This window comes from Nocardioides sp. Soil777, assembly GCF_001428425.1.
Taxonomy (GTDB): domain Bacteria; phylum Actinomycetota; class Actinomycetes; order Propionibacteriales; family Nocardioidaceae; genus Nocardioides; species Nocardioides terrigena.
Window position 1 is genome coordinate 1 of sequence record NZ_LMSN01000011.1, and the last position, 13,672, is coordinate 13,672.

Here is a 13,672-nt window from a genome sequence, read left to right on the forward strand (position 1 = left end):
CACGCGATGGGTCGGATCATGCTGCACGGCTCGATCCGCCACATCCAGACGAGCTGGGTCAAGCTGGGTGTCGACGGCACCCGGGCGATGCTCCGTGCAGGTGCCGACGACGTGGGCGGGACGCTCATGGAGGAGACCATCTCGCGGATGGCCGGCTCGGAGCACGGCTCGGCCAAGACCATCGCCGACCTCCACGAGATCGGGGCGGGCATCGGGCGCCCGATGCGTGAGCGCACCACCACGTACGGCGCCCCGGCCCGGCCCCTACAGGCGGTCGCACCGTGAGCAGAGCAGGTCGGCATGCTGCGTCCCTGATCGTCCTGGCGAAGGACGCTCACACCGCCAAGACGCGACTTGGGCTGCCGCGCAATGAATCGCGTCAGCTGGCGCTGCGCCTGGCTGCTTCGACGGTGCGAGCAGGCCTGGCCTCTGAGTCCGTAGGCGCCGTGTTCGTTGTTACCAGTGACCCCGACATCTCTCGGGACGCTCTGCTCGCGGGTGCCCGCGTGGTGGCGGAACCCCGCCCCCTTGGCATGGTCCGGGCTGCCGACCTGGGGCGACAGCGCGCGCTGGGAGGTCGACCGGACGCACCGGTCGCGATCATCGTCGCCGACCTTCCTGAGCTGCGTCCCGCCGATCTCGACACCGTGGTGCGGGAGTTCCTCCTCACGAGAAGCCCTCTGTTCGTCGCCGACCATCAAGGGACCGGCACGACGTTCCTGATCCACGGCCCCGAGAGGTGCCCCGGCATCGGCTTCGGGCGGAACTCCGCCGTGATGCACGAGCGGCTGGGCTACCGCCGTGCCGGCGCAAGCCCACTGTCCTTGCGCCGCGACCTGGACACCGCGGAAGACCTCCCGGCACATCCGTTGACGGGCGCCTTCGCGTCATGACCACGTCGTGGATGGTCTCGGCTCGTCACCGGTCGTCGGCCGCCGTGAAGCCCCCTGAGCCGTTCGGCATGTGGCACGCCAAGAGGCCCGGAGACCCGTTCACGCCCTGTGGACTGCCCGCGGCCGGATGGCCCATCTTCTGGCAGCTCACTCTCGTCCAAGGACGGGACAGGAACTGCGTGGAGTGCCAAGAGGTCATGTACTCGTGGCGAGCCGAGTGAAGGCGCTCTGCGCTCAACACAAACTCAACACAAAGGCTGGGATCCGCGCCGCTTCAATAGTGTGCAGCGTGATCGAACGTGATCCGCAATGACGTCACGTCCGCGGCGTTTGCGCAGGTCAGCTCCACGAACCGCGGTCGAGCGAGACCTATTCACTCGTCATGATTAGGTCGTCAGTTCGATTCTGACAGGCGGCTCCACCGGAGGCCCCTGACCTGCAGAGATGCAGGTCGGGGGCCTTCGTCGTCCCGGGTGCGCCGGCGCCGCTCCGCACCAGCTCCCAGCGCCGCGGCGGCTGCGTCAGGCGCTGTACTCGTCGTCAGTGACGGGGTCGAGCCACGTGACGACCCGGCCCTCGTCGTCTGCCTCGTTGAGGGCCACGTGGGACATGAACCGCTCGGGGGTGGCGCCGTGCCAGTGCTCCTCGCCGGGCTCGATGAACACCACGTCACCGGGGCGGATCTCCTGGGTGGTGCTGGTGCGGGTGCCGACCCAGCCGATGCCGTCGGTGACGTAGAGGGTCTGGCCCTGGGGGTGCGTGTGCCAGAAGGTCCTGGCTCCGGGGGTGAACCGGACGTGGGCGCAGCTCAGCGTCGAGTCCTCACCGGGGCTCTGGACGCCGTCGATGTAGACAGCGCCGGTGAACCAGTCGCTGGGGCCTGCGGCAGTCGTGCCGCCGCTCTGGACGTACTTCATGGTGTCTCTTCCTTGGTCAGGCGGGAGTGGGTCGCGGCCCAGCTCGCGAGGAGCTGGAGGCGGTCCGCGGAGGCGGTGCCGGGTTCGGCGGTGTAGAAGGTCGTCACGAGGGTCCGGTCCCGCTGGTCCGAGACGTCCATCGAGTGGTACGCCAGGTCCATGCGCCCGACGTCCGGGTGGTTGAACTCCTTGGCCCCCGCGAAGTGCAACCGCACGTTGTGGGTCGCCCAGCGTGTCCGGAACTCCGGGCTGAGGGTGGAGAGCTCGCCGATGAGGTCACGCAGCTCCTTGTCGTTCGGGTTCCGGCCGGCCTCCGTGCGCAGCTGGGCGGCGGTGACGTCGGCCGCGGCATCCCAGTCGGTGTAGTACGCCTCGGCCGCAGGATCGAGGAACTGGAAGCGGGCGATGTTCGGCGGTCCTGGCTCGCCGGTGTACACCGGCGAGTACAGGGCCCGGCCGAGGTCGTTGGCGGCGAGGAGGTCCAGGCGGCCGTTGGCGACGATGGCGGCTGAGCCCAGCACGGAGTCCAGCATCCACCGGAGCCTCTCGGGCACCTCGACCGGCTTGCGCCGGCGAGGGGCGCGCTTTGCCGGACGAGCGGCGCGGGCGAGGTCGAAGAGGTAGGCGTGCTCGGCCTCGCTGAGCTGGAGGGCGCGTGCGACCGCGTCGAGCACCTCTTCGGACACGCCCGTGATGTGTCCCTTCTCCAGGCGCGTGTACCACTCGATGCTGACCCCTGCCAGCACGGCGACCTCCTCGCGGCGCAACCCGGGCACACGTCGACGACTGCCGGGCGGCAGGCCCACGTCGGCGGGGGTGAGGCGTGCGCGACGGGTGGCGAGGAACTCGCGGATGTCCTCGCGGTTGTCAGGGCGTTCTTCCGGGTCCACGACTGCCACGGTACGGGGGATCCCGGGGCCAGGGAGGTTGCGTTTGTACCCCCATAAACGCGACCTTCTGCGCCGGTGTCGCATGGGCTTTCGTGGATGTCGAGACCACCGACAACACACGGAAAGAGCAGACATGACGCTCCACGCTGACGGTTACACCTTCCTCCTCTCCGACGACGTGACCAGGACCCCGGTCCGCTACAAGAACCGCTACGGCATCGAGATCGCCGCTGACCTCTACCGCAGCAAGGGCCTCGACGAGTCGACCGGCCACCCCGCGATCGTCATCGGCCCGCCCCACGGTGGGGTGAAGGAGCAGGGTCCCGGGGTCTATGCCCATGAGCTCGCCCAGCGGGGGTTCGTGGCCATCGGCTTCGACCCGTCGTACAACGGGGAGAGCACCGGCGAGCCGCGCCACGTCACGTCCCCCGAGCTCTTCGCCGAGGACTTCAGCGCCGGCGTCGACTTCCTCGGCACCGTGCCGTACGTCGATCGCGAGCGGATCGGTGCCATCGGGATCTGCGGCAGCGGAGGCTTCGCGCTGAACGCCGCCCAGGTCGACACCCGTATCAGGGCTGTGGCCACCTCCGCCATGTACGACATCAGCGGCCTGCACCGCCACGGGTGGCAGGGCAGCCAGACCGACGAGGACCGTCAGAAGGCACTGGGAGACCTCGCGGTCCAGCGGTGGAAGGACGTCGACGCGGGTGAGCCCGAGCTGTCACCGGTCTTCCCCGACGAGATCCCGGCCGATGGTCTCGACCCCGTCACCAGCGAGTTCTTCGAGTACTACGTCACCGAGCGCGGTCACCACCCCCGCTCCATCGGGGGGTTCACCGTCACCAGCGCGATGTCGCACATCAACTTCGGTGCCGTGGGTCACCTCGAGGACATCGCTCCGAGGCCGATCCTGCTCATCACCGGCGACCAGGCGCACTCGCGCTACTTCAGCGACGCCATCCACGAGCAGGCGCCTGGTCCCAAGGACCTGGTGGTCGTTCCCGGAGCCCGGCACATCGACCTCTACGACCGCACCGACCTGATCCCGTTCGACCGGCTGGAGACGTTCTTCGCCGAGAGTCTCGCCCGAGCGTGAGCACCCCCGCCAGCTGCGACTGACCCGAGAGGACCTGCACCACATGCGCACCACCAGCGAACGACACGGTGAGACGACGGTCGATGAGCCGGACCGACTGCTCTCATCGGCAACGGGCGGGGCACGTCTGAGCAAGGTCGTGCTCGCGAACGTCATCCTCCTGACGATGATCGCGCCCCTGGCCACGGACATGTACGTCCCGGCCTTCCCCCTGGTGGGCAACGACCTCGGCGCCGGCGCCACCGGGGTCCAGCTGACGTTGACGACGTTCTTCGTCGGCATGGCGCTGGGCCAGCTCGTCGGCGGCCCGTTCTCGGACCAGCGCGGCCGGCGTGGACCGCTGCTGGCCTCGATCGTGGTGCTGGCCCTCGCCTCGGCGGTGTGCGCGCTCAGCCCCACGATCGGGGTGATGCTGGTGGCACGGTTCGTCCAGGGATTCAGCGGTGGGTGGGCGATGGTCATCGCGCGGGCGGTGGTGGTGGACCTGACCTCCGGGCCCCGCCTGGTCCGGTCCCTCAACGTCGTCCAGGGCGTGGCCGGCATCGCGCCGATCGTCGGACCCCTGGTGGGTGCGCTGCTCCTGCAGCTGTCGGGCTGGCGGGTGTCCTTCTGGCTCCTCGCCGCGTGGGCTGCGGTGATGATCCTGTGTGTCGCTCTGTCGGTGCCGGAGTCGCTCCCCGTCGAGCGGCGTCACGCCGGCGGAATCCGGCGGCTCCGTCGATCCGTGGGCCACGTGCTGGGACGACCGGGATTCGTCGGTTACCTGGTGGTGATGGCGTTCTCCATGGGAGTGACCTTCGCCTACGTCGCGACCTCGGCGTTCGTGCTGCAGTCCATGAACGGGCTCTCCCCGATGATGTACTCGGTCGACTTCGCCCTCAACGCCGTCGGCCTGACCCTGGTCACGCTCGCGGCCGCCCGCATGGCCGGCCGGGTGCCGACCCGCACCGTCATCGCGGTGGGCCTCACTGCCACCGGTGCCGCCGGAGTGCTCCTGCTCGTCGGGGCAGCGTGGTTCGACATGCCCCTGTGGGTGGCAGTCGTCGGCTTCTTCGTGCTGATGAGCGCCCAAGGCCTCGTCGGCCCCAACGCCGGGGCACTTGCCTCCGCCGAGGTGCCGGAGCACTCCGGCACCGGATCTGCGGTGCTCGGCTTCCTGCAGTGGTGCACGGCCGGGGTGATCGCCCCGCTCGCCGGACTCGGCGGCGAGCGCACCGCCGTACCGATGGCTGCCATCGTCCTCGCGCTCGTAGCCGCGTCCTTTGCTGCGCTCGCCCTTGCCGCGCACCACCCGAGCTCTCGCCCGAGCACCTCCGGCCACCCGATGTCGCGCTCCTGAAGCGCCACCGAAGGGAGCACCACATGTCCGACATGCGCGCCGACCTGGCCTCGCCCGGCACCACCGACCCACCGATGGCGTCGGAACGGGATCGTCCGTCGGGCGGGTCAGCCGAGCCGGGCGGCGAGCGCCGCAGCCGCCTGGCGCACTTCGACCCCCAACGACGCCGAGTCGCTGAAGGCGTCGTCCGTCGACGGTCCGGCGACCTGGACGGCGGCGATGCAACGCCCGTCCTGGACGATCACAGGGGCGGCGGCGGAGGACGTGCCGACGACGCGCTCGTCGGTGGAGAAGGCGACACCCTGCTGGCGGATGGACTCGAGCTCGGCGCGGAGCTCCTCGGGTGTCAGGACCTGGCCGCTGACCCGCGTGAGCACGCCGACCCGGGTGAGGAGGTCGTCGACCTCGGCGGGCTCCATGTGCGCGGCCAGGATCTTGCCCGCACCCAGGTGCAGGGGCAGTCGCTGGCCGATGGGGAGCAGGTAGCGCAACGGGTTCTTGCCCTCGACACGCGCCACGACGGCTCGTGAGTCACCGGCCCGGACGAAGACCGACGCGGTGAGCCCGGTGGCTGTCGCAAGCTCCTGCAGGACCAGGGGCGACGCCACGGCGACCGGGTTGGTGGCCAGGTAGGCGTGCGCGCCGAACAGCATGGCCACCCCGGTGCGGTATCCGGAGGGGCCCTGCTCCACGCGACCGCGGGCCTCGAGCACGCTGAGGATGCGTTGCGTCGTCGCCACGTGCAGGCCCGAGCGACGTGCGACCTCGCTGAGCCGCAGCGGCGTCCGGGAGGCCTCGAGGACCTCGAGCACGTCGATCGCGCGCTCCAGCGACCGCATCGTGCTGGCGGCCTTCGCCTCTGTCATGGAGTCCCCCTTCGGCAGAGCGCTGTCGTGCCCTGATCCTCGCAGCCGTGGTGCGCGTTGAGCGCATGCGGGAGATCGGGGGTTGACAGAGGTGATGGCGGTCACGCATGGTTTGATCGTTACGTGAGAAGGTCTATCAGACAGTGAGAAAACAGATGAGTGCCGACGTAGACACCCACCCGGGTGCACAGCAGGCAACGGGCGACGGTGTGTGGCGCCGTCTGTGGTTGTCGACGGCAGCGGCGGGCCTCGTGACGCTCGTCGGCGCCGCCGCGCTGATCGGGTCGCGCGACTACGCGTACTGGACGGCCCTGGGACCGGGCCCCGGGTTCTTCCCGCGGTGGCTCGGCGGGATCCTCGTCGTCTGCGGCGCACTGTGGCTGGTCCAGCTCGTCCGGATCGCGCGATCCGCGAAGGACGCTGGCGAGGACCCGACGAACGGCCAGGCGAGCGACGCCCTGGTCGTCCCGCAGGACGAGGCGCCCGAGTACTCGTTGCCCACGGTGGTGGCCATCGTGGTCAGCCTGTGTGTCCTGGCCGCCAGCCTGGAGGTCCTCGGCTACCAGCTCGCGATGTTCCTGTTCGTGCTCTTCCACCTGCTGGTGCTCGGCCGCCGTCGACTGCTCCTCTCGCTGACCCTCGCGCTCATGAGCAGCGTCGGCGTGTTCGTGGTCTTCACCCGGTTCCTGACGGTCCCGCTGCCGGCCTCGTCCATCCCGTTCCTGCGCGACATGGGGTTCTGACATGGACGCCTTCGCCATGCTCCTCGACGGTTTCGCTGCGGCACTGACGCCGCAGAACCTCGCCTTCGCGCTCATCGGCTGCCTGCTCGGCACCATCCTCGGGCTGCTGCCCGGCATCGGGTCCACGGCCGGCATGGCCATCCTCATCCCGCTCACCCTCAACATGGATCCTGCCGGCGCGATCATCATGCTCGCCGCGATCTTCTACGGCGGCGCGTACGGCGGCACCATCACGTCGGTCCTGCTCAACATCCCCGGTGAGGGCGAGTCGGCCATCACCTGCATCGACGGCTACGCGATGACCCTGAAGGGCCGCGCCGGCGCCGCACTGACGATGGCAGGCATCGGCTCGTTCATCGGCGGCACCGTCGCCACCCTCGCGCTCGTCGTCGCAGCCGAGCCGCTCTCGCGCCTGGGCCTGAAGATCGGCCCGCCCGAGTTCTTCGCCCTCGTCCTCATCGGACTGGCGCTGCTGGTCGGCCTCGTCGGCCGCTCGGTCCTCCTCGGCATCATCTCCGCCGCCCTCGGACTCCTCATCGCCATGGTCGGCATCGACCCGGTCGTGGGCATGCCCCGCTTCACCTTCGGACAGGCCCACCTGTTCGACGGGATCAGCTACGTGCCCGTCCTCGTCGGCCTCTTCGGCCTCGGCGAGCTCCTGGCCACCAGCGGGGGCGCGGCGCCACGTCCCACCGCACCGACCCTGCGCGAGCTCCTGCCCACCAGGACCGACGCCCGACGTGCCGCTCCCTCCATCGCGCGCGGCACCGCCATCGGCGGCCTGGTCGGCCTCATCCCCGGGGTCAGCTCGGCGATCTCGTCCCTGCTGGCCTACAGCACCGAGAAGAAGGTCTCCAAGCACCGCGCCGAGCTCGGCACCGGCGCCATCGAGGGCGTCGCGGCCCCGGAGACCGCGAACAACTCGCACAGCAACGCGGCGTTCATCCCCCTGTTCACCCTCGGCATCCCGGCCTCACCAGCGATCGCCGTGCTGATGGGAGCGTTCTTGCAGAACGGCGTCACCCCCGGCCCCACGCTGTTCACCCAGGAGCCGGAGCTGGTGTGGACCGTCATCGCCAGCCTCTTCGTCGGCAACCTGCTGCTGCTCATCCTCAACGTGCCGCTGGTCAGCCTCTGGACCCGCATCCTCGCCATCCCCTACTCGGTGCTGCGGGCGGTCATCTTCGCGTTCATCGTCATCGGCTCGTACGCCGTGTCAAACAGCGTCATCGACATCTACATCATGATCGCGTTCGGGGTCATCGGGTTCGTGTTCCGCCAGGTCGGCCTCCCGCTCGCGCCGCTGGTCCTGACCCTCATCCTCGGGCCGTTCCTGGAGAGCGCCCTGCGCTCCTCGCTCCAGCTCTCCCGCGGCAGCTTCTCCATCTTCGTCGACCGGCCGCTCTCCCTGGCCTTCCTCGTGGTCGCCGCCGTCATCCTCCTGGCCTCCGTGTCCAGCGCGGGCCTCAAGCGCAAGGCCGGCCTCCCCACCGATGCCGAGGTCTGAGCGCTCCCGACTGCTCCGCCTGCCCGTCCAACCCGTTCACGACAGCTTCCACACCACCACCTCCAGATGAAGGGCACCACCATGAAGTGCACTCCGCTCCGCTCCGCCGCACTGGCCAGCGCTGCGCTCACCCTGACCCTCGCCGGCTGCGCCCAGACCGAGGCGGGGGGTGCCGCCGACGCATCGGGTGAGTTCCCGAGCCAGGGCATCGAGCTCCTCGTCGGCTACGACGCCGGTGGGCCCACCGACACCGGCTCCCGCCTCATCGCCGAGGAGCTGGAGAAGAAGCTCGACACCTCCGTCACGGTCACCAACAAGCCCTCGGCCAACTCCCAGGTCGCCTACACCGAGCTCGCGCAGGCCGACCCCGACGGATACACGATGAGCGCCGTGACCTTCCCCTCCGCCATCGTCACCGTCCTCGACGAGGCCCGGGGCGCCTCCTACGACCGCGACAGCTTCGCCCCCGTGGCGCTGCAGGTCATCGACCCCACCGCGGTCGCCGTGGCCCCGGACAGCGAGCTCGAGTCCCCCGAGGACCTCATCGCCTACGCCCAGGAGAACCCCGGCGAGCTGCAGGCCACCACCACGGGCGTGGGCAGCAACGAGCACTTCGCGCTCGCCCGGCTCCAGGAGGCAGCGGACGTCGAGATCGCCCCCGTGCACTTCGCCGACGGCAGCACCAAGGCCACCACCGCGTTCCTCGGCGGCAACGTCGACATCCTGCTCACCAACGTGAGTGACCTCCAGCCCCTCATCGACGCCGGAGACGTCAAGGTCATCGGTGTCATGGAGGCGGAGCGCAGCCCGTTCCTCCCCGACGTCCCCACCTTCACCGAGACCGGCTACGACGTCGAGATCTCCTCGAGCCGCGGCTTCGCGTTCCCGGCCGGCACCCCCGACGAGATCGTCGACCAGGTCTCCGAGGCCATCGGCGAGATCATGGAGGACCCTGCCTTCGAGGAGAAGATGACCCAGGTCGGCCTCGCCCCCTCCTACATGGACGCCGACGAGTACGCGACCTACTGGGACGAGACCGAGAGCCTGTTCTCCGACCTGCTCCCGCTGGTGCAGGAGGAGCAGTCGTGACCGGCGCATCCAGCACCCAGCACACCACCACGGCAGTGGTGCAGCCCGGAGCGGCCGTCTCGCACGAGACGTGGGAGCGGCCCACCGCGGACCAGCTCAACCGGTACCGGAGCCTGCCGACCGCCAACATCGGCGACGCCATGCACCGGCTCGGGGCACTCGACGCCGCCATCAAGCCAGTCTGGGAGGGCGCCACCATCGTCGGTTCGGCCTACACCGTGTGGACCCGTCCGGGCGACAACCTCGGCCTCCACGCGGCCCTCGAGCACGTGCAGCCCGGCGACGTCATCGTCGTCAACGGCGGCGGGGACCTGTCCCGGGCGCTGCTCGGCGAGCTCATCGGCGGCAAGGCGAAGGTCAAGGGTGTCGTCGGGTTCGTTATCGACGGGGCGGTGCGCGACGCCACCGGCCTGGAGGAGTACTCCATGCCCGTCTACGCCCGCGCCCTCACCCCGGCCGGCCCGTACAAGGACGGCCCGTTCGCCCTGGCTTCGCCGGTGGCCGTCGGCGGTGTCGTGGTCAGCCCCGGCGACATCGTCGTCGCGGACGAGGACGGCGTCGTCGTCATCCCGCTCGCGATGGCCGAGCGCGTCGCGGACCTCGCCCAGGCCAAGCACGAGGACGAGCTCGCCATCCGCCGGCGCATCGACGCCGACCTCGACGCCGTACCGGATTCCGGTCCCGACGTGCAGACCAGGGCGGGGTGAGGGCGCCATGACCGTCGTCGTCGGCTACACACCCACCCCGCTGGGACGCAGCGTGCTCGAAGCGGCCATCGAGGAGGCAGTCCGTCGCAACGTCGACCTCGTCCTGGTGAACTCCGCCACCGGCGCGTCGTACGCCGACAAGGGCCTGGCACCACAGGACGAACTTGCACAGGCCGTGACGGACGCCGAGGCGCGAGGAGTGAGCGTCCGTGTCCACCAGGACACTGACGCCCTCGCGCCCGCGCAGACCCTCCTGGACGAGGCGAGCACGGCGAACGCCGAGCTCGTCGTCATCGGGCTGCGCAGCCGATCACGCACCGGGAAGTTCCTCATGGGCAGCACCGCTCAGACCGTGCTGCTCAACGCCCCGTGCAACGTGCTGGCCGTCCGCGACGCGACGTCGTCCGCCTGACCACAACCACCATCCCCACGACTGCGTGTGCTCCGCACGCGGGCCCAGAAAGGTACGCATGTCTCCGACCACGCCGGACAGCGCCCCCGCCAAGACCAACAGCAGCCCCGACGCCACTGGCACGACACCCCACGACGGCGGCAGCATGACGGTCGCCATCGTCGGCCTCGGCGAGGTCGGCCGCATCTACGGCACCGCGCTGCACGAGGCCGGCCACAAGGTCACGGGGTTCGACCCCTACGCCGTCGACCCCGTCGAGGGGGTGCGTGTGTGCGACACCCTGGCCGACGCCGTCGCCGACGCCGAGGTCGTGCTCGTCCTGACCGCCGCCGGTGCCGGTCGCACCGTCGCCGAGCAGGCCGTGGGCCACCTGCGCCGCGGCGCGGCGTACGTCGACTGCACCTCCTCCGCGCCGGACGCGAAGCGGTCGCTCATCGAGCTCTTCGCGGCCCGGCCGGACGTCGAGCTCGCCGACGTGGCCATCCTCGGACCTGTCATCCAGCTCCGCACCGCGACCCCGTTGATGGCGGCGGGTCCGGCTGCCCAGCGGGTGGCCGGCCTCATGCGCGGGCTGGGCGCCGATGTCGCGGTCGTGGACGGCAACCTGGGCGATGCCATGGCACACAAGCTGCTGCGAAGCGTGTTCATGAAGGGTCTCGCTGCAGCCGTCACGGAGGCCGTCACGGCCGGACGGGCCGTCGGCTTCGAGGAGTGGATCCGCGACCAGATCGCCCGTGAGCTCTCGGGGAACGGTCAGAGCACCATCGACCGCTGGCTCACGGGCAGCGTCGTCCACGCGCGGCGCCGAGGTGACGAGATGGAGGCGGCGGCGGCCTACCTCGACGACCTGGGCGTGGACTCCACCATGGCGAAGGCGACCGCTCACCACCTGCGTGTCCTCGACCGACAGACCCGTTGAGTGTGGGTTCGGTGCCACCGGGTGACACCGAACCCACACCGGGCGCACAGTGCTGCCGGCTCCGCATGCTGGTCGCCGCCCATGGTCAGGACCCCCTCGGCCCGACATGATGGGTGCAACCCGGAGGTGGACATGGCGAAGAAGACCGTCGAGAAGAAGAAGCAGGCACCGAGCAAGGCCGCGAAGAAGGATGCGGCGAAGAAGGATTCGGCGAAGAAGAAGCTGAAGGACGCCGCAGCTGTGCGCGAGGCGGAGCTCAAGGCGATCGCCAAGAAGCTGGAGGGCCGCGTCAAGAAGCTCGAGTCGGCAGTCGCGAGCGCCGAGGCCAAGGCCGCGAAGTGGATGAAGCGGGCGAAGCAGGACCGGGCCGAGGCCGCTGCATCGAGCGCCAAGGTCTCCAAGCTGGAGAAGAAGTTGGCGAAGGCGCAGCAGCCGGCGCCGAAGGCCTCGGCCGGGGTGTCCCGACCGACCTTGGCGGTGGCGCCGGACGCACCGGCGCAGCCCGACGAGGTGGCCCCGCCTGTCGAGGTGGTCGAGGTCGAGACGCCGGCGGAGTCCACTCCTGGCCCGGCAGCCAAGGCCGGCCCCGATGACAGCTGGACGGTCACTGCGCTCCGCGCCGAGGCCCGCTCGCGCGGACTCGCCGGCTACTCGAGGAAGAGCAAGGCCGAGCTGCTCGCCGCCCTGGGCTGATCCGGTCCGGCTCACGCTCCGGCGTCAGGCGGGGAGCGCCGCGGCCAGCGCCTCGATGTCGGCCGGCCCGGTGCCGCAGCACCCGCCGACGTACCGCGCCCCCGCCACGACCCACGCGCTCACGGAGGCAGCATCCAGGCCGGACGCGCCCTCCCAGGTGTGGGTGGCGCTGTCCCAGCTGCCGCCCTTGTTGGGGTAGGCGACCGCGGGCAGGCCGGTGGCGGTGACGCTGGCCCGCACCGCCTCGAGCACCTCGTCCGGGTGGGAGCAGTTGACGCCGGCGGCGAGGATCGACGACGACCCGGCGAGGGCGTCGTACGCCTCGGACAGCGACTGCCCGGCGCAGGTCCGGCCCTCCCGGACCGAGTAGGTGAACCACGCGGGGATGCCGACCTCGTCCAGCAGCTCCACCAGGACGCGGGCCTCGTCGACGTCCGGGATGGTCTCCACGGCGAACAGATCGGGGCCGGACGAGGCGAGCAGCTCGAGGCGCGGACCGTGGAAGTCGCGCAGCTCAGACGCCGAGAGCCCGTAACGGCCGCGGTACTCCGAGCCGTCGGCCAGCACCGCGCCGTACGGACCGACCGAGGCGGCGACGAGGAGACCACGGTCGCTGTCCGCGGACGCCTCGTCGCGAGCCTGCCGGGCGAGGGTGACGCTCGACGTGATGAGCCGGGCGGCCTCGGCCGCGTCGAACCCCGCGGCCACGAGGCTGGGCACGCTGGCCTGGTAGCTGGCCGCGATCGCGACCTGGGCGCCGGCGTCGAAGTAGGCACGGTGGGCCGCGACGACCAGCTGGGGGTCGTCACTGAGCAACCGGGCCGTCCACAGCGAGGAGCCGAGGTCGGCGCCGAGCTCCTCGAGGGCGGTGGAGAGGCCGCCGTCGAGCACGGTGACGGAGTCGGGGGTGGAGGTCGCGGGCATCCCTCATCCTCTCGCACGCCCGTCTTGCCCATGGGTCCCCGGGCGCCCGCGAGACGGCGGTGCGAGAGCATGGAGTCGTGACGGAACCGGTGCCCACCCCGCAGCAGGTACGCCGCGCGCTCGCGCGTGCCGAGCGGGGTGCGGCGGTGGACGTGGCGGAGGCCGCGGTGCTGATGTCGGCGACGGGCGAGGACCTGGACCGGCTGACTTCGGTCGCCGCGCGGGTGCGGGACGCCGGGCTGGTGGCCGCGGGTCGACCGGGGGTCGTGACGTACTCGCCGAAGGTCTTCATCCCGGTCACCCGGTTGTGCCGGGACCGGTGCCACTACTGCACGTTCGTGGAGTCCCCGGCCCAGGCAGCGCGTGAGGGGCGGGCGCCGTACCTGTCGCCGGACGAGATCGTGGCCATCGCCCGTGGGGGTGCCGAGCTGGGATGCCTGGAGGCGCTCTTCACCCTCGGCGACCGGCCCGAGGACCGGTGGCCCGAGGCGCGGGATTGGTTGGACGAGCAGGGCTACGACTCCACGCTGGCCTACGTCCGCGCCATGGCGGTGCGGGTGCTGGAGGAGACCGGGTTGCTGCCGCACCTCAACCCGGGTGTCATGTCGTGGGAGGAGATGACGCGCCTCAAGCCGGTCTCGCCGTCGATGGGGATGATGCTCGAGACGACCTCGCGG

At 70.6% G+C, this 13,672-nt stretch carries 15 protein-coding genes and 1 pseudogene; 12 read left to right on the plus strand and 4 right to left on the minus strand.

Going from position 1 to position 13,672, the window contains the following annotated elements; translation table 11 throughout:
• Positions 1 to 285: pseudogene (gene fbiC, locus ASG88_RS23300) on the plus strand (7,8-didemethyl-8-hydroxy-5-deazariboflavin synthase); the annotation flags it as partial.
• Positions 282 to 893 carry an NTP transferase domain-containing protein gene (locus tag ASG88_RS07395; protein WP_157559620.1) on the plus strand — a complete coding sequence of 204 codons (612 nt, stop codon included), beginning with the start codon at positions 282 to 284 and terminating at the stop codon, positions 891 to 893. The pseudogene fbiC and the gene ASG88_RS07395, both read left to right, overlap by 4 nt.
• Positions 894 to 1,414: 521 nt before the next feature.
• Here the strand turns inward: ASG88_RS07395 and ASG88_RS07400 are convergent.
• Both ASG88_RS07400 and ASG88_RS07405 read right to left on the minus strand, forming a co-directional pair.
• Positions 1,415 to 1,810, minus strand: coding sequence for a cupin domain-containing protein (locus ASG88_RS07400; protein WP_056886798.1), 396 nt, complete (start codon positions 1,808 to 1,810; stop codon positions 1,415 to 1,417).
• Positions 1,807 to 2,700: a helix-turn-helix transcriptional regulator gene (locus ASG88_RS07405; RefSeq protein WP_056886799.1), complete on the minus strand. Its 894-nt coding sequence runs from the start codon at positions 2,698 to 2,700 to the stop codon at positions 1,807 to 1,809. Before ASG88_RS07405 ends, ASG88_RS07400 begins: the two co-directional genes overlap by 4 nt.
• A gap of 133 nt (positions 2,701 to 2,833) precedes the next feature.
• Between ASG88_RS07405 and ASG88_RS07410 the strand changes: the two genes are divergently transcribed.
• The gene (locus ASG88_RS07410) at positions 2,834 to 3,796 is read left to right on the plus strand and encodes an alpha/beta hydrolase (protein ID WP_056886800.1); all 963 of its coding nucleotides are present in this window, start codon (positions 2,834 to 2,836) and stop codon (positions 3,794 to 3,796) included.
• A gap of 43 nt (positions 3,797 to 3,839) precedes the next feature.
• Positions 3,840 to 5,135, plus strand: coding sequence for a multidrug effflux MFS transporter (locus ASG88_RS07415; protein WP_056886801.1), 1,296 nt, complete (start codon positions 3,840 to 3,842; stop codon positions 5,133 to 5,135).
• A 107-nt stretch (positions 5,136 to 5,242) separates the two neighbouring features.
• Here the strand turns inward: ASG88_RS07415 and ASG88_RS07420 are convergent, their stop codons facing one another.
• Positions 5,243 to 6,001 (minus strand): IclR family transcriptional regulator, encoded by a 759-nt coding sequence (locus ASG88_RS07420; protein WP_056886802.1) that lies wholly within the window; start codon positions 5,999 to 6,001, stop codon positions 5,243 to 5,245.
• 155 nt (positions 6,002 to 6,156) lie between these two features.
• Between ASG88_RS07420 and ASG88_RS07425 the strand changes: the two genes are divergently transcribed.
• The 7 genes from ASG88_RS07425 to ASG88_RS07455 all read left to right on the plus strand — a co-directional run bounded on the left by ASG88_RS07425 (position 6,157) and on the right by ASG88_RS07455 (position 12,071).
• On the plus strand, positions 6,157 to 6,744 hold the full coding sequence (locus tag ASG88_RS07425) for a tripartite tricarboxylate transporter TctB family protein (RefSeq protein ID WP_082600085.1): 588 nt from the start codon (positions 6,157 to 6,159) through the stop codon (positions 6,742 to 6,744).
• A 1-nt stretch (position 6,745) separates the two neighbouring features.
• Positions 6,746 to 8,251, plus strand: coding sequence for a tripartite tricarboxylate transporter permease (locus ASG88_RS07430; protein ID WP_056886804.1), 1,506 nt, complete (start codon positions 6,746 to 6,748; stop codon positions 8,249 to 8,251).
• 66 nt (positions 8,252 to 8,317) lie between these two features.
• Positions 8,318 to 9,340, plus strand: coding sequence for a tripartite tricarboxylate transporter substrate binding protein (locus tag ASG88_RS07435; protein WP_235534763.1), 1,023 nt, complete (start codon positions 8,318 to 8,320; stop codon positions 9,338 to 9,340).
• Positions 9,337 to 10,047, plus strand: coding sequence for an RraA family protein (locus ASG88_RS07440; protein WP_235534764.1), 711 nt, complete (start codon positions 9,337 to 9,339; stop codon positions 10,045 to 10,047). Before ASG88_RS07435 ends, ASG88_RS07440 begins: the two co-directional genes overlap by 4 nt.
• A 7-nt stretch (positions 10,048 to 10,054) precedes the next feature.
• Positions 10,055 to 10,459: a universal stress protein gene (locus ASG88_RS07445; RefSeq protein ID WP_056886805.1), complete on the plus strand. Its 405-nt coding sequence runs from the start codon at positions 10,055 to 10,057 to the stop codon at positions 10,457 to 10,459.
• Positions 10,460 to 10,517: 58 nt separating this feature from the next.
• Complete coding sequence (locus tag ASG88_RS07450; RefSeq protein WP_235534765.1) at positions 10,518 to 11,378, plus strand: NAD(P)-dependent oxidoreductase; 861 nt, start codon at positions 10,518 to 10,520, stop codon at positions 11,376 to 11,378.
• Between the two features lie 132 nt (positions 11,379 to 11,510).
• Positions 11,511 to 12,071 (plus strand): hypothetical protein, encoded by a 561-nt coding sequence (locus tag ASG88_RS07455; RefSeq protein ID WP_157559622.1) that lies wholly within the window; start codon positions 11,511 to 11,513, stop codon positions 12,069 to 12,071.
• A gap of 24 nt (positions 12,072 to 12,095) precedes the next feature.
• Here the strand turns inward: ASG88_RS07455 and mmuM are convergent, their stop codons facing one another.
• Positions 12,096 to 12,995, minus strand: coding sequence for a homocysteine S-methyltransferase (mmuM, locus tag ASG88_RS07460; protein ID WP_056886807.1), 900 nt, complete (start codon positions 12,993 to 12,995; stop codon positions 12,096 to 12,098).
• A 77-nt stretch (positions 12,996 to 13,072) separates the two neighbouring features.
• Between mmuM and ASG88_RS07465 the strand changes: the two genes are divergently transcribed.
• A partial coding sequence (locus ASG88_RS07465; protein WP_157559623.1) for a radical SAM protein occupies positions 13,073 to 13,672 on the plus strand: 600 nt, incomplete at its 3' end.